We start from the raw sequence: 14868 nt of genomic DNA, 5'->3' as shown, positions 1-14868 counted from the left end.
GTAGTGCTCGACGGGTTAACTCCCCGGGAGGTAATCTCTGGTGTTATCCATGATGCAATGACCGCCTGACCCTACCGTGCTCAAAGTGTCATAAACCTAGTCACTTTCTCCGCGGGTGAGCGCACCCGCTAGTCTTGAGGCATGACTGAATCGGCGCGCGAGGAGCGCAAAGCGACTGGGACCTCTTCTCAGACGAAGAGGCGGCGGCGGAATCGTCGCCGTTCTCAACGCGCGTCGGCAGCGGGCGCGAAAACACCACCAACAGCACCGGCTTCCACCACAACGGACGCAGCCACGACCAACGCAGCTACGCCGGCCTCAACCACCACCGACGCGGCCACGACCAGCGCGGCTATTACCGGCGCAATCGCAACCGGCGCGAGTACCGCTGGCACACCGGCCACAGCCACACCCACACCGGCCACAGCCGAGACCGCCGCAACAAAGGCCGCTGACGAGCACAAGCAGTTCTCGTCGGCGGAGGAAGCTCCTTACGCAATCGTGTCCATCCAGGCCACGGGCATCCATCCCAAGACGTCTCGGCTGGTCAGCCTGGGAGTGTCCACCGCCGACAGTAGCGGCAACATCGTGGACACCTGGCATGTCGTCATCAATCCCACCGAGGATCCCGGCCCGACACACCTCCACGGCCTCGAGCCCGCGGACTTCGAGGGGGCACCGAAATTCGGGGTGATCCAGGCCAAGCTCGCGCACGCGCTCGATGGGCGCACGTTGGTTGCTCATAATGCGCCGCTGGTCTGGGGTTTTATAGTTGCCGAGGCCAAGAGGGCCCGTCGTCAAGCGAATCGTGAGCGGTCCGCGCGGAATAAGCGGGGGCGTCGTCGTACGCGCACTCGCGTCGCACGGATTCCGGCGCCCGCACGGATTGCCGATACGTTGGAAACGGCGCGTCGCCAGGGCAAACGGCTTGACGACGCTCGCCTGCGCGCCGTCGCGCGCGCCTACGGCCTCGATGTGCCTTCGCCCGAGGCATCGATTGCTGGCATCTCGGTGCCCGAGCGGGTGCGGACGTTGGATGACGTCACCACCACGCTTGCGCTCTTCCGCGCACAGGGCGGGCTCGATGCGGGCGCAACCGTGAACATGTACACGCCCGACCAGCTGCGCGAAGACATTGTGGGCCTGCAGCGCTCGGCAGTGCGTGTCGACGCGATGGAGGCGCCGCGCCCCGTGGAGAACCCCGGCCGCTATACGCCGGGGCGGAAGCTCGCGGAGGGCATGGAGTTCGTCGTGGCGCCAGAGGTGTCGCTGGACCCGGATGAGCTGATTGAGGCGGGAGTGCGGGCTGGGCTGGCCTACTCGGAGAAGGTCACGCGAGAGTCATCGGTGCTGGTGTGTAACCGACCTGCGGATGTGACTCCGGATCAACTGACGGGCAAGGCCATGCATGCCCACCGGAAGGACATTCCGATCGTTTCCGATGAGGCATTCTTGCGACTGGTCGGAGAGATGTCGCCGGCCGCTGTGAAGGACGAGGCTAACGGCTGACTCGGTGGCTGCTCATTGGGTAATTGCAGTGGCACTGGGGCAACGGGCCTGCCGGATAGTCATCTTGTGGAGTCTAGTTTGCAGGCGTTAAGCCCCAGGACCGCGCTGATTCTGTGACGGTTGGAAGCGACAACCTTATAGATAAAGCTCCACAGTTTTGTCAGTGGCGGGAAGAGCAGGAATGTGCCCGCACATCGGAATAGTGCCTTGGTGCCGCCCTCACGCAAGGCGATACCTATCGCCTCGTGGCCGTACCGAAATTCTCGGCCGCTCTTAGCACCAGGTTCACCGACTGCTGCTTCGGCTGGGATTGTGGCGACCGCCGGGGTTGGAAGCATGGCGACCGCCTCAGCTGAGATGTGTTGACGAACTTCCTCTGGCAAGGACTGGTCTTCGGGACTAGCACCAATCATGCGGACACCACTGAGTTTGGCCAGAAGGGTCACGCTTGCCTCGCAGAACCCACAATCGCGGTCGTAGTAGAAAGTGATGTCAGGGTTCATCATTTTTCGGCGGCCTTTTTATACAGACTCTTGCCATTAAGTTTGGTGTGCTCAAAATTGACTAGGACATCAAATTTCTGGAGGTCTTCCCAAATTTCCTTGGCTTGCCCGCGCGACCCAATAGAGCCCGACTTCACGCATTGCAGTAGCACGTGCTCGGTATTGAAAATGTATCCAGCTTCTTGCTTCCGCGCTAGCTCACAGGCATCACCATCATCCATGATGAGCGCAGTGGCTACGCCCTTACCCTGATCTTTCGCATAAAGACAATGGGCGATAGCGATGTACTCTCCCAGGTGTTTAGCTTTGCCCCCTTGAAAGGTATAGCCAGGACCAGAATAGAGGCGAACATAGGGATAAAGTTTTTTGTGGTCATCGTCGAGAACTTCGACATTCGGGTGCCCCAGAAACCAATCCCAGTGTCTCTTTCCGCAGTTGAAGCGCCGTTTATCCAATTTGCGTTCGACTTCATTTTTGACTGCTCCTGGAATGCTGATGGTCTTCTTGCCTGCGAAGTCGAGCAAATACTGGTGATTCTTCGAACATACGAAATTAAGAAGTACGCTTGTATCAGCTATTAGGAGGTAACCAGCCATCGTTTATTGGGCGCTTTCTAAACTATCGGGACCATCGCCGAAGAAAGCGTCTAGTTCCGCGAAGGGATCTGCTTCCGTGTCAGCCGCATCCTGATTCTGCACATTCGCATCATGCCTCAATGGCGGTAACTGTGACTGCGATGCACTTATCAGCTCCTTCACCTCATCGACACTGCTCATTTCAGCAAAAGCAATGCTGGGAAGGTCGACTATCCCCTGTTCGTAAGCGCGATATACGTCTTTCACCAACCGCGCTGATGGTTGCACTAGTTCGGAGACCTTTACCGCGCGGTCATAGTCAGCTTTCCAGCCATACCGGGCAGCCAGCGTGGGAGCTGATACACCTTTCAGTTCTTCCGATTGCCCTTCGCTAATGAGGTCTGCGCGCCTCATCTGAATAAGTGCGACTCGCGGCGAAATTTGATACTTGCGAACGACATGGGACAACGCAGCAAGGACGTCACCTCCACCGATAAGCTCGCCGAGGTTCTGGTCTGTTTTCAACCCATCAGTTGGGCAGAGCACATTACGAGCGAAGGCATCAGCACGAACTTCCTGATAATCACGCTTGCCACAGGCGTATATTCCAGGCTCAGAGTGCTCATCATCTGCAACGATTTTCGAGGACTCGAAATCATTGGAAACAAAATGCCCAATTTCATGCGCAACGGTAAACCGCTGACGGTAAGGAACGGATGACTTCGCAATTCCAATGACTGTCGCTCCCGTCACGGGGTCACGCAAAGCAAGTGCATCAACATTGGCTGGTAAATCCAGAATCATAAAATCTGCATTAACCAACTGCATAAAGCCAGCGATGTCGGCGATTGGATCATTTCCTAGGGTGTGCTTCTTGCGGAACTCTATAGCAAGGTCGAGCCCCTCCTTGCTCGCACTGCACATGGGGAACCCTCCTTAATTTTGAGTTAGCAGCACTCGAAGCTGCAGGTAAGGCAAAAGCATCTCCCGCGCTCCCTTAACACTCGCGCCATCCTGTGAAGTGCGGGCCACGGCCTGCACACGCTGGCTGACCGGGTTTTCCTCCACAAGTTCATCCAACGGCACGCCAAGAGCCCACGCAAGCGCCATAACCTGCTCAAGTGAGTAAGTCGCCTTGCCATTTTCCAGGCGACTGACTGCAGATTGCGACACCACACCATCGGTGGCGTCAGCCAAATCACGTGTGGTCATGCCACGATTTGTGCGCAACTGATGCAAGCGCGCGCCGAAGAAGTTGCTTTCTGTATTAGCCATACCTCTTCCCCCTTATCTGCTAGTGGACAGTATAGGGCAACACATGAATCAAAACAATGATTCTTTGATTCAGTGCTTGAATTCGATTCCTCAAATACGCTTTCTCACCTCGGTAATCTCCTTCCTCTCTTCCGCCGCATGACCGCCTAATCCCCGAAGATCAACATGATCGCAATCACCTCAAAGTTCAGATTTCAAGGCTCCGCAGGGAGACCTCCCACAAATCCCATCAGGCCTCACAGGCCTGCTTCTTAGGCCTAGCCCTTTCGTGCGCGTAATATTTACACACATGACAAATGGCACCTCTCCGCAATCGCATTCCGCTGATAGCGCGGATGCCAGCCCGCACGGTACTGCTTCGAGTGGCTCCCGCGACTCGAATAGTTCTCGTGGCCTGCGCGGCACCGGCGCCCGCCTGCGCGCCGGCCTCGCCACATCCGCCGCTCACGCCGCCACCTGGGCCTCCCGGAAGTCCGGTCGCGGCGCGGGTGGCATGATTGGTGGCCTAATTGCGCAGAAGATTGACCCGCGCATTCTGGCCTCCCTCGGCAAGGGACGCCCGGCCGCGATCATCACTGGCACCAACGGCAAGTCCACCACCACCCGCATGTTCGCGGCCGCCATGCGCGCCGCTGGCCACAACGTGGCCACCAACGAAGGCGGCGACAACATGGACGCGGGCATCATCTCCGCGCTGCTCGCCACTCCCGATGCGGACAGCCTGGTCCTGGAAGTCGATGAGCTGCACGTCCCGCACATCGCAGCGGATCTGAAACCGCAGGTCCTGGTGCTGCTGAACCTTTCCCGCGACCAGCTCGACCGCGTCGGCGAGATCAACAAGATTGAGGCCACACTCCGTGCTGCGGTGGATGCGAACCCGCAGGCGACGGTCATCGCCAACTGCGACGACCCACTCATCGCGTCGGCTGCCTGGGACGCCAAGAAGGTTATTTGGGTCTCCGCGGGCGGTGGCTGGACCAACGATGCCACCTCTTCCCCGCGTACCGGCGGCCCCATCATTCAGGACGGCCACAACTGGTACGCCGTGAAGCCACTCCCGGACGGCTCGGAGTTCAAGCGGCCAGAGCCGGACTACCGCATCACTGCGGAGGGAGTCATCACGCCTGCCGGCGACACCCTGCCGATGAACCTCACGCTGCCGGGCAATGCCAACCGCGGCAACGCCACCCTGGCTATCGCGGGCGCTGTCGATATGGGCGCGGACCTGGAGAAGTCCCTCCGGGCCACCGAGACCGTCGACAACGTTGCGGGCCGCTACTCCACCATGGTTGTGAGAGATGACAAGGGCGCCGAGAAGCACGTCCGCATGCTGCTGGCCAAGAACCCGGCCGGCTGGCAGGAGGCGCTGTCCATGGTCGACCGCACTGCGGATGCAGTGGTCATCGCAGTCAACGGTCACGTTGCTGACGGCGAGGACCTGTCCTGGCTGTGGGATGTCCGCTTCGAGGACTTCGACGGCATGGATGTGCTGTCCGCGGGCGAACGCGGAACTGACCTCGCGGTGCGGTTGCTGTATGCGGGCATCGATGCGAGGTTGGTCGCAAATCCGCTGCAGGCGATCCGGTCGTGTGAGGCGCGGGGGTCGTCGTCAAGCGTCACCCGAGTTGAGGTGCTGGCGAACTACACCGCCTTCCGCGATTTGAAGCGCGACATCGAACGAGCACAGGAGGAAAAGTAAATGAGCGAGCTGTCTATCGGCCTGATCCTCCCGGACGTACTGGGCACCTACGGCGATGACGGAAATGCGCTGGTGCTGCGGCAACGCGCGCGGATGCGTGGGATTGACGCCGAGATTGTCCCGATCAAGCTGGGCGATGCCGTCCCCACCGACCTGGATATCTACACCGTCGGCGGCGGCGAAGACGTCGCGCAGACCATCGCGGTGGAGCATCTGATCAATGACGGCGGCATCAAAAAGGCAGCCGAGGCCGGGAAGCAGGTCCTCGCGATTTGCGCGGGCTTCCAGATCTTCGGCAATTCCTTCCGCGCGGGCGGACGCGACGTCGCAGGTCTCGGCCTTGTCGACTGCACCACCGATTCACTCGAGTCGCGCGCGATCGGCGAAATCTGCACGCTCGTCGATCCCACGAACGGTTTGCTTGACGACGTCGACGCCAGCCCACTGACTGGCTTCGAAAACCACATGGGTCGCACGACCCTGGGTGCCGATGCGAAGCCGCTTGGTCGGGTTGTCCGTGGCGTGGGCAATACCGGCCCGGAAGTGGAGCAGGCGGACTCCGGGATTGCTCCGGGAGTGGACGTCTCTTCACTCACACCGACCGGTGACGCCGAGGGCGCGGTGCAGGGTTCGATTATCTGTACCTACCTGCACGGACCTGTGTTGGCTCGCAATCCGCAGCTGGCTGATCTTTTGCTGGCCCGCGCTACCAACCAGGACCTGTCGAGCCTGGCTCCGCTGGACCTCGAGGTCGTGGATAAGCTGCGCGAAGAGCGCATCCTGTCCAAGCCGCGTCCGAAGAGCGAGCGCTAGTTTTGTAGTTTCGCGCGCGGCCGGTTGGAGGCCTTAGACCTTCAGCCGGCCCGTCAGCGCGCGGGACAAGGTGAGTTCATCGACGAACTCCAAGTCACCGCCGAGCGGCATGCCGGAGGCCAATCGAGTGACCTCGAGATCCGGGAAGTCCCGGAGCAGCCGGGCCAAATAGGTCGCGGTTGCTTCGCCCTCGGTGTTGGGGTCAGTCGCGATGATGACCTCGTGGATTTCGGGGGGCTCGGTCTCGTCGACGTCGTCAAGCACGCCTGCGATGCGTTGCAGCAGCGTGCGGATATTGAGCTCGTTCGGGCCGATGCCGCCGAGCGGATCGAGCGCCCCGCCGAGCACATGGTAGCGACCGTTGTACTCCCCCGTGCGCTCGATGGCCTGGATATCGCGCGCCTCTTCAACGACGCACACCAGACCACGGTCGCGGCGTGTGTCCGAGCAGTACTGACACACGTCGCTTTCCGAGATGTTGCCGCAGACCCGGCAGAATTGCACACCCTCGCGCACCCGCCCCAGCGCGGATTGGAGTCGCCCGATGTCCTCCGGCTCCGCCTTCATCAGGTAGAAAGCGATACGCTGAGCTGACTTCGGGCCGATGCCCGGCAGGCGCGAGAACTCATCAATGAGATCTTGGAGTGGTCCCTCGAACAATGATAATTACCTACAAATACTGGTCTGAAAAGCTAATTTAGAAACCGAGGCCACCGAGACCGTCGAAGCCCTGGGACAGCGGGCCCATCTTCTGCTCCGCCAGCGACTGCACCTTAGCGGTAGCGTCCTGGAAAGCAGCGAGAACCAGGTCCTGCAGCCCGTCGACGTCCTCCGGGTCAACGACCTTCGGATCAATGGCGATGTCCGTGACCTCGCCCGAGCCCTGCATAGTCACCTTGACCAGACCGCCGCCGGCCTCACCGACGATGGTGGAAGCGACGATCTCCTGCTGTGCTGCCTGCAGCTGCGCCTGCATCTGCTGTGCCTGCTGCAGAATTGCGTTCATATCTGGCTGAGTCATAATTAATGTTCCTAACTATTGTGATCTTTACGTGCTGATTTGTAGTTACGCGCACGCTTCTAAGGCTCATCGCCCATGCTTTACGACGCGCATCGCCGCCCCATTCTAACGGCTCTAGCGGTCTTCCAGCGGTTTGGCTCCCAGCTCCTTTTCCAGCATCTCCATGACCACGTCCTTTAGCGAGCGGTGATCGAGAGACCCGACCTCGTTCGCGGCCTCGAAATACTCGGAGGTGTCCTCTTCGTAGTTGTTGTCCTGCGGGGTTTGGGGAACCGGGTTGTAGTTGGTGTTGGCGTTGGAGTTGTAGTTGGACGGGTTGCGCGAACTGTAGCTCTCTGTGCCCTCTGCGCCCTCTGGTGGAGCGAACTCCTCCATCGGCTCTGGTGGCAGCGGGACGCCGCCGAAGCCCGAATCCTGATTGGCTTGGGCCTGAGCATTTGCTTGAGCGTTTGCTTGTGCCGCGCGCAGGAATGACTGCGGCTGGTTTGGCTGCTGCGGCTGTTGCTGGGCCGGGTTCGGGTTCGGTTGAGCTGGCTGGCTTGGCTGACGTGACTGATGTGGCTGAGCCGGCTGGTCGTGGCCTGCCTGCTGTCCCATCGCAGCACGCTTGGCGGCTTCGATTTTGGCACGGCGCTCAACAACGGATGCGTATGTCGATGACCGCTGCGGGCGCGGTGCTGGCTCTGACTGAGTCTGCTGTTCCTGCTGTACCTGCTGCTCAGATGTCTCTGGTTGCGCTGGTGCTGCGGGTGTCGGTGCAGGGGCGGTGTCGTTCGGCGAGGACGAACCTCTTGACGACGAATCATCCTCCCCGGAACCACCACCACCAGTGGCTGTTGAACGCGGTGCGCGCGGGCGCGTACCGACGACACAGTGCACCTGGCCATTGAAGCCCGTCACCTGCTTCACGGCAGTGGATAGTGCCTGAGCGTAATCAGGCGTATTGAGCCTGGTAGCGAGCGCTCCTGTGCTGTGTCCAATGACGAGCGTATCTTTTTCGACATCGAGCGGTACCGCCTGCTCGGCCAACACGCGAATGGGGAACGCATGCTGTCCGTCGACAGCCGCAAGGATGTCCTGCCAATGCTCGCGGATTTGCTCGATACCGGCGGGTGCAGGTTCGGGCTCCGGCTGTGGTGTTGGTTCCGGTTGCGGTGCTTGCTCTGGTGCTTGCTGAACCTGCGGTTCCGGCTGCGATTCTGGTGCCTGAGTAGTCTGCGTTGGCTGCTCAGGCTGGACTGGTTGCTCGGGCTGGGCGGCCTGAGTTGGCCGTGTCGACTCGGCTGATTGAGCTGGCTGTGGGGCCTGAGTTGGCTGCTCAGAGTGGGTTGGCGAGGCAGAGACAACTGGCTCCTCCTCGACAATCGACATCGAGCCGCCTTCCCCCTCACGCTCGCGGGTTTGCTGCTCACGCTCCTGCGCAAGCTGCGCCCGAGTCTGCTGCTCGCTGATGCGGGCATGCTCCGCCATCTTCCGACGGAACTCACGAATCTTCTCCGCCTGTGCTTCTTCCTCGGACATCGGCTGCTCAGCCGGTTCAGGCTGCTGCGGTTGTTCGGCCTGCTGAGACTGTTCAACTGATTCGGCCGGCGTAGCCTGCGTAGGCTGTTCAGGCTGCGTAGGCTGTTCAGCGGTCGCAGTAGATGCTTCTGGTGCAGGCTGCGGCTCAGTTACCGACTCCTGCGACACCGGTGCCGCTGCCGCTGGTGCAGGCTGCTGCTGAACAGGTTCAGGCTGGGACTGAGGCTGCGACGGTGTCTGCGCTGGCGCTGCCTGCCCAGCACGACTGCCCTGGGTCTGCGCACCCTTCTTACGCTGGGCATTCCGCTGGCGCCATGCCTCACGAGCCGACTGGCCAGACTGCATCGGCGAAGCATCGGCCTCAGCCGCACCCGACCCCGGCCCCGCATCGGAAGACACCGGTGCCGATGCGGGGGTTGCGGCCCCCGAGCCGTCGGCAAGCGCGGGCCTGCCGTGTTCCAACGCCTCTACGCGCTGCAGCAGCGACTCCACGGAGTCTTCGGTGGCGGGCAGGAGCATGCGCGCGCACAGGACCTCGAGCAGCAGACGCGGCGAAGTCACGCCGCGGAAGTGACGCAGGCCGTCAGAGAGCACCTGCGTGAAGCGCGTCAGGGTAGCCGGGGGAATTGTCCCGGCCTGCTCCAGGACGCCGTCGATTTGGCTCTCCGGAATCTCTACAAGCCCCTGCTCCAGCGCGTTCGGCACTGCGGACAGCACCAGCAAATCACGCACTCGGCCAAGCAGATCCGAGGCAAACCGAGCCGGATCCTGGCCCGACATAATCACACGCCCGACCACGCTAAACATGGCCGCGCGATCGCCTGCCGCCAGCGCCTCAATCGCATCCGTGATGATTACGCTGTCAGTGACACCGAGAATGGCCGCAGAAGTCTCATAATCCACACCATCGGTGCCGGAACCAGCAATGAGCTGATCCATAACCGACAGCGAGTCACGCGGCGAACCGCCACCGGCCTGGATGACCAGCGGATACACGTCCGGCTCTACCCGCACACCCTCGGCCGTGACCACACGCTCAAGCAGCCCGCGCATATCCGGCGGGGTCAAAAGCCGGAACGGATAGTGGTGTGTACGCGAGCGAATCGTCGGCAGCACACGCTCCGGCTCCGTGGTCGCAAAAATGAAGATGAGATGCTCCGGCGGCTCCTCCACAATCTTCAACAGCGCATTGAAACCCGAGGCGGTAATCATATGCGCCTCGTCAATAATGAAGATGCGGTAGCGCGACTCCGCCGGCTGGAAGATAGCCTTTTCCCGCAGCTCACGCATATCTTCCACACCGTTGTGGGAAGCCGCGTCCAGCTCAATAACGTCCAAATTGCCCGGACCACCCGGCGCCAACGCACGACACGACGCACACTGGCCACACGGTGTCGCCGTCGGCCCCTCCGCACAGTTCAAACTGCGCGCCATAATGCGCGCCGACGAAGTCTTGCCACAGCCACGCGGCCCGGAGAACAAATACGCATGGTTAATGCGGTTGGGACGCCCCTGCGCATCACGAGATTCCAACGCCGCCGACAGCGGGTCAGTTACGTGCCGCTGCCCCACCACTTCGGCGAACGATGCCGGACGATACTTCCTATACAGAGCCACGTGCTCAGCCTACCTTCCACCCCGGACCGGCTAGTTCGAACCCTCCTGGGAAACAACCGACTCGCGGCACCAATCCCGCAGGTCAGCGTCCACTTCGGCCAACTTCTGCATCAACGCCTGCGGACCCTGCTGCTCATAAAACACCAGCTCCGCATCCGTAATTGGCACCAGCTGCGTCATCGTGGTCATGCGCCCCTGCGGCGACTCCACATCGCCCTCATGCAGGCTGATCTTGCCCGGCATCTCGGACACATTGGGCACCCCGTCGCTCCACACATACGGCACCGTGCACAGCACGTGCGCCACGGTAAAGGCCGCGCTTGACGACGACTCCCCTACCTCGGCCACCTGATCGGCCGCCAGCCGCACCGCATTCGGGATGACACGGCCCGGAATTGGCGACAGGAACTCCGGTTCTTCCTCCACCAGCGCTCCCGCGGCCGCGACCATGGTGGCCACGGGAAAATCAGCGTATGCGACGGAGAAGAGCTCCACGCGGATATCCGTCTTTGCTGCGCCGGTCAGGCCACAGTAGTTGCGGCCCAACTCCACGGTGGCGGCTGCCGTTTCCGGACGACGCTCGTTCGCTTGGCCGTCCGGCCCGTCGTAAAGCGAGAACTCAGCGACCCGAAGCGGAGCCGAATCGTGTTCCTGCCCGTGCCGACCACTGCCCGGCAGCTCCGTCACATACTCGCTGACCTGGGGTTCTCCGGGGAAAAGCCCGGAGATCCAAAACTTCGTCTCTTCGAAGTTCATATAGTCCTATCCCGACCTACCTGGCCTGCTTAACCTACGCAGTCGCCTTCTCAGCGGCGGCGAGCAGCACACAGGTAGCGACGCCATCCATAGCAACCTCGAGCTCCTCCATCGGAGGCAGCGACGGTGCCAGGCGGATATTGCGATTATTCGGATCCTGCTTCAGCGGGAAGGAAGAACCAGAACCGGTCAGCGCAATGCCGGCCTCCTTGGCCAGCTCCACCACGCGACGAGCAGTGCCATCGACCACGTCGAGGTTGATGAAGTAACCGCCGGTCGGCTTCGACCACTCTGCCACGCCGTACTCCGACAGGCGCTCATCCAGAATCTGCAGAACCTTCTCAAACTTCGGAGCCAGCGAACCTGCATGACGACGCATCTGCTCACGCACGCCCTCCGCGTCACCGAAGAACTTGGCGTGAGCCAACTGGTTGACCTTGTTCGGGCCAATGCCGCGGATACCAGCGTGCTTGAGGTAATCCTCCAAGTTGGCGTCCGAGGAAGCGTAGAAAGCAATACCAGCGCCTGCGAAGGTAATCTTCGAGGTCGAGCCGAATGCCCACACGCGGTTCGGGTTACCGGCCTCTTCCGCCCACTTAATGACGTTGTGAATCTCCGGGAACTCATCCGTCAGCGTGTGAACCATGTAGGCGTTATCCCACATCAGACGGAAATCCGGAGCGGCGGTCTCCATTTCAACCAGACGGCGGCAGACCTCAGCGCTGTAGGTCACACCCGTCGGATTCGAGAACATCGGGACATTCCACATGCCCTTAATCTGCGGGTCGGAGGCAACCAGCTTCTCCACGACATCCATATCCGGACCGTCTTCGTTCAACGGCACCTGAATCATTTCAATGCCGAAGTGCTGCGTGATAGCAAAGTGCCGGTCATACCCCGGAACCGGGCACAGCCACTTCAGCACCGGCTCCTCGTTCCACGGGCGCTCCGAGTCCACGTTGCCGAACTGCATGGCCCACGAAATCAGGTCAAACTGGATGTTCAGGCTGGAAGCATCCTGCGCCAGGACGTTTTCCACCGGCAGATCCATCAGTTCCGCCCAGATAGCGCGGATATCAGTAATGCCTTTGGCGTTGCCGTAATTGCGGACGTCCTCCCCAGAAGCCGAAATGTAATCCGGCGCTGGGAGACCCAGCAGGGCGTTTGCGAAATCAAGCTGCTCCGACGACGGCTTACCACGAGTCAAATTCAGTGCGAGATTACGGGACTTCAGTTCCTCATATGCCTTCGCAAACTCATCCTTGTGTGCCGCCAACTGCTGAACATCGAAGGAATCCACGGCCATGGTGTACGCACCCTCCCAGGTATCGGACATAAGTTAAAACCTGACAAAACTGGCACGGAAAGCTTTTTTCCCCGCGCCGCATCCGGCTTTGCAACCAAGTGTAAGGCATACCCCGGATTGGGATTTCTACAACTTCCCCGACAGCGCATCCAGACGCTGCTTACTCGGCCCCTCCAAGCCGATAATTTCTACCTCTTTGCCCCGGTCAGCAAACTTGACCCGCACCGAATCCAGCGCCGCCACCGTGGAGGCATCCCAAATCTCAGCCTCCGACATATCGATGACAATCCGCTGCGCAGGATCGGTGTAGTCGAATTGGTACACCAGGTCGTTACTGGAGGCGAAGAACAACTGACCCCGCACCTTGTACGTCCGGGAGTGGGCGCTGGGGTCGTCGTCAAGCACTTCGATCCTGACCAGGTGAGCGACACGGCGCGCGAACATCAGCGACGCCACGACCACGCCCGACACCACACCGATGGCAAGGTTATCCGTCGCCAGCGTGGCGATGACCGTCACCAGCATCACCGCCGTCTCCGAACGCGGCATCAGGCGCAATGTCCGCGGGGAAATCGAGCGCCAATCGACCGTGTCCACCGCCACCACAACCATCACCGCAACTAGCGCCGCCATCGGAATCGCACCGACTGCGGAACTGAGCAGAAGGACCAGAATGAGCAGGAAGACGCCGGAAAAGAGCGTCGTCAAGCGAGTGCGTCCCGACGATTCCTTCACACCCACCATCGTCTGACCAATCATCGCGCAGCCAGCGATACCGCCGAAGAAACCGCCCGCGATATTCGCGACACCGAGCCCCCACGTCTCGCGGGTCTTGTCCGAATGCGTGTCCGTGATGTCGTCGACGAGTTTCGCCGTCATCAGTGATTCCATAATGCCGACGATCGCCACGCCAACCGAATACGGCGCAATCAGCTGCAGAGTCTCCCAGGTCAGCGGCACATTCGGAATCAGCAGCTGCGGGAGGGATTCCGGGAGCTCACCCATATCGCTCACGTTCGGCACGCGCCAATCCGCCAACACCGCAACAAGCGTGACGACGAGCACCGTTACCAGCGGAGCCGGAATCGCGGTGAACACACGGGGCAGGAACACCATAATCGCAATACCCAAGGCGACCAGCGGGTACACCAACCACGACACATCGATGAGATGTTCCAGCTGCGCGGTGAAAATGAGGATACCCAGCGCGTTAACAAAGCCAATCATGACCGCGCGCGGAATGAAACGCTGCAGCTTAGCGATACCCAGCGCCGCAAAAGCAATCTGCAACACACCCGCGAGCAGCACCGTTGGAATGAGGTAATCCATCCCGTACGTCCGCGACAACGGCGCGACGACGAGCGCAACCGAACCAGCGGCAGCAGTAATCATGGCCGGGCGGCCACCCGTAAAGGCAATCACAATGGCCATAATCACCGAGCTAAACAGCCCCACCGCCGGGTCCACGCCCGCCAGGATGGAAAACGAGATGACCTCGGGGATTAGCGCGAACGACACCGCAGCACCGGCCAGCAGCTCGGTGCGCAGGCGCTTCGGTGAAGAAACTGCGAACCGGAAGGAGTCCCACACGCCCATTGGCGCTGGGGTTTCTCGGGTTTCTGGTGGTCCTGGAGTTTCTAGCGGTTCTCGTGTTGTCTGTGGTGGCACTCGCGTGTCGTCTGCATCGCTCATGCACAGTATTCTTCCAGACCAGCGAACGCGACCACTTGTGGCCAAGGTATTCACCTATCGATGCGCTGCAGCGTGGCCATAAGTGAATAGCTCATCGATAGGTGAAATGGCCTGGCCAATTTCGCGGGGATAAGTGCCGAAAAAACATCGATAGGTCACAGGAAACCGCCGACAAGTGCCCGAAACCTAGCCATAAGTGCCAGAAGAACGCCGGGGATAAAAAAAGGGGACCCCACGCACCCGTCAGAGCTCGCTGACCCTTGCTGCATTCCTGCCCTGGGGGAGTTCACGAGATGGACGCCGCATGGGATCCGTGAAGACAGCCTACTACAGGCCCACGCAAAAAGTCACACTGCTAGCGCTCGCCGCACCGTTCAGCGAAGAACTGCCACACTAATCAGCGCGCTGCCACCACGGATTCGTCACCAGTTTCGTGACAGCATTCATGACAGCATTCATGACAGTTCCCCGCCTCCCCGCAGCCCCCGGCATATACTGCAAATCCGGGTTAAGTAAAGAAAAGTGTGTCCGCATGCCACCATAACCCCAGACCACACACCACAAATCACCAAAGAATAGCT

At 60.6% G+C, this 14868-nt stretch carries 14 protein-coding genes and 1 other RNA gene; 3 read left to right on the top strand and 12 right to left on the bottom strand.

Features of this window, described 5'->3' with window-relative positions; genetic code table 11:
* The first annotated feature begins 141 nt into the window (after nucleotides 1–141).
* Complete coding sequence (locus QP977_RS10825) at nucleotides 142–1509, top strand: exonuclease domain-containing protein (protein WP_080985619.1); 1368 nt, start codon at nucleotides 142–144, stop codon at nucleotides 1507–1509.
* Nucleotides 1510–1568: 59 nt separating this feature from the next.
* Here QP977_RS10825 and QP977_RS10820 read toward each other — a convergent pair whose 3' ends face one another.
* The 4 genes from QP977_RS10820 to QP977_RS10805 all read right to left on the bottom strand — a co-directional run bounded on the left by QP977_RS10820 (nucleotide 1569) and on the right by QP977_RS10805 (nucleotide 3862).
* Nucleotides 1569–2015: a thiol-disulfide oxidoreductase DCC family protein gene (locus QP977_RS10820; RefSeq protein WP_049190150.1), complete on the bottom strand. Its 447-nt coding sequence runs from the start codon at nucleotides 2013–2015 to the stop codon at nucleotides 1569–1571.
* Nucleotides 2012–2536: a PIN domain-containing protein gene (locus tag QP977_RS10815; protein ID WP_141737768.1), complete on the bottom strand. Its 525-nt coding sequence runs from the start codon at nucleotides 2534–2536 to the stop codon at nucleotides 2012–2014. The genes QP977_RS10820 and QP977_RS10815 overlap by 4 nt, the downstream gene beginning before the upstream one ends.
* Nucleotides 2537–2611: 75 nt before the next feature.
* Nucleotides 2612–3511: an ImmA/IrrE family metallo-endopeptidase gene (locus QP977_RS10810; RefSeq protein WP_049193463.1), complete on the bottom strand. Its 900-nt coding sequence runs from the start codon at nucleotides 3509–3511 to the stop codon at nucleotides 2612–2614.
* 12 nt (nucleotides 3512–3523) lie between these two features.
* On the bottom strand, nucleotides 3524–3862 hold the full coding sequence (locus QP977_RS10805) for a helix-turn-helix domain-containing protein (protein WP_049190157.1): 339 nt from the start codon (nucleotides 3860–3862) through the stop codon (nucleotides 3524–3526).
* 289 nt (nucleotides 3863–4151) lie between these two features.
* Between QP977_RS10805 and QP977_RS10800 the strand changes: the two genes are divergently transcribed.
* Together QP977_RS10800 and QP977_RS10795 are read left to right on the top strand one after the other, a co-directional pair.
* Nucleotides 4152–5561 carry a MurT ligase domain-containing protein gene (locus QP977_RS10800; RefSeq protein ID WP_284847302.1) on the top strand — a complete coding sequence of 470 codons (1410 nt, stop codon included), beginning with the start codon at nucleotides 4152–4154 and terminating at the stop codon, nucleotides 5559–5561.
* Nucleotides 5562–6374 carry a type 1 glutamine amidotransferase gene (locus tag QP977_RS10795; protein WP_284847301.1) on the top strand — a complete coding sequence of 271 codons (813 nt, stop codon included), beginning with the start codon at nucleotides 5562–5564 and terminating at the stop codon, nucleotides 6372–6374.
* 33 nt (nucleotides 6375–6407) lie between these two features.
* Here the strand turns inward: QP977_RS10795 and recR are convergent, their stop codons facing one another.
* The 8 genes from recR to QP977_RS10755 all read right to left on the bottom strand — a co-directional run.
* The gene (gene recR, locus QP977_RS10790; RefSeq protein WP_038627355.1) at nucleotides 6408–7034 is read right to left on the bottom strand and encodes a recombination mediator RecR; all 627 of its coding nucleotides are present in this window, start codon (nucleotides 7032–7034) and stop codon (nucleotides 6408–6410) included.
* Nucleotides 7035–7071: 37 nt separating this feature from the next.
* Nucleotides 7072–7395 carry a YbaB/EbfC family nucleoid-associated protein gene (locus tag QP977_RS10785; RefSeq protein ID WP_005511884.1) on the bottom strand — a complete coding sequence of 108 codons (324 nt, stop codon included), beginning with the start codon at nucleotides 7393–7395 and terminating at the stop codon, nucleotides 7072–7074.
* Nucleotides 7396–7509: 114 nt separating this feature from the next.
* Nucleotides 7510–10533, bottom strand: coding sequence for a DNA polymerase III subunit gamma and tau (locus tag QP977_RS10780; protein ID WP_284847300.1), 3024 nt, complete (start codon nucleotides 10531–10533; stop codon nucleotides 7510–7512).
* Nucleotides 10534–10563: 30 nt separating this feature from the next.
* Nucleotides 10564–11289: a suppressor of fused domain protein gene (locus QP977_RS10775; protein ID WP_005511889.1), complete on the bottom strand. Its 726-nt coding sequence runs from the start codon at nucleotides 11287–11289 to the stop codon at nucleotides 10564–10566.
* A gap of 34 nt (nucleotides 11290–11323) precedes the next feature.
* Entirely contained in the window at nucleotides 11324–12595 is a 1272-nt protein-coding gene (locus QP977_RS10770; protein WP_187269755.1) for an aspartate aminotransferase type Ic, read from the bottom strand.
* Between the two features lie 126 nt (nucleotides 12596–12721).
* A complete protein-coding gene (locus tag QP977_RS10765; protein ID WP_284847303.1) occupies nucleotides 12722–14191 on the bottom strand; it encodes a SulP family inorganic anion transporter in 1470 nt (489 codons plus the stop codon).
* 317 nt (nucleotides 14192–14508) lie between these two features.
* Nucleotides 14509–14603, bottom strand: an RNA gene (gene ffs / locus QP977_RS10760) — signal recognition particle sRNA small type.
* A 77-nt stretch (nucleotides 14604–14680) separates the two neighbouring features.
* Nucleotides 14681–14868 (bottom strand): hypothetical protein (locus QP977_RS10755; protein ID WP_284847299.1); only part of this gene is annotated, 188 nt, incomplete at its 5' end.

The sequence above is a fragment of the Corynebacterium sp. MSK012 genome (assembly GCF_030232435.1).
GTDB classification, from domain to species: domain Bacteria; phylum Actinomycetota; class Actinomycetes; order Mycobacteriales; family Mycobacteriaceae; genus Corynebacterium; species Corynebacterium jeikeium_D.
Note: the sequence above shows the minus strand (reverse complement) of the source record. Positions and strands in the feature narration are given on the sequence as shown.

Excerpts from the sequence above, each read along its gene's own strand:
- QP977_RS10825 (WP_080985619.1), top strand. The coding sequence starts at position 142 with ATGACTGAATCGGCGCGCGAGGAGCGCAAAGCGACTGGGACCTCTTCT.
- QP977_RS10820 (WP_049190150.1), bottom strand. The coding sequence starts at position 2,015 with ATGATGAACCCTGACATCACTTTCTACTACGACCGCGATTGTGGGTTC.
- QP977_RS10810 (WP_049193463.1), bottom strand. The coding sequence starts at position 3,511 with ATGTGCAGTGCGAGCAAGGAGGGGCTCGACCTTGCTATAGAGTTCCGC.
- QP977_RS10805 (WP_049190157.1), bottom strand. The coding sequence starts at position 3,862 with ATGGCTAATACAGAAAGCAACTTCTTCGGCGCGCGCTTGCATCAGTTG.
- QP977_RS10800 (WP_284847302.1), top strand. The coding sequence starts at position 4,152 with ATGACAAATGGCACCTCTCCGCAATCGCATTCCGCTGATAGCGCGGAT.
- QP977_RS10795 (WP_284847301.1), top strand. The coding sequence starts at position 5,562 with ATGAGCGAGCTGTCTATCGGCCTGATCCTCCCGGACGTACTGGGCACC.
- QP977_RS10785 (WP_005511884.1), bottom strand. The coding sequence starts at position 7,395 with ATGACTCAGCCAGATATGAACGCAATTCTGCAGCAGGCACAGCAGATG.
- QP977_RS10775 (WP_005511889.1), bottom strand. The coding sequence starts at position 11,289 with ATGAACTTCGAAGAGACGAAGTTTTGGATCTCCGGGCTTTTCCCCGGA.
- QP977_RS10770 (WP_187269755.1), bottom strand. The coding sequence starts at position 12,595 with ATGGCCGTGGATTCCTTCGATGTTCAGCAGTTGGCGGCACACAAGGAT.
- QP977_RS10765 (WP_284847303.1), bottom strand. The coding sequence starts at position 14,191 with ATGGGCGTGTGGGACTCCTTCCGGTTCGCAGTTTCTTCACCGAAGCGC.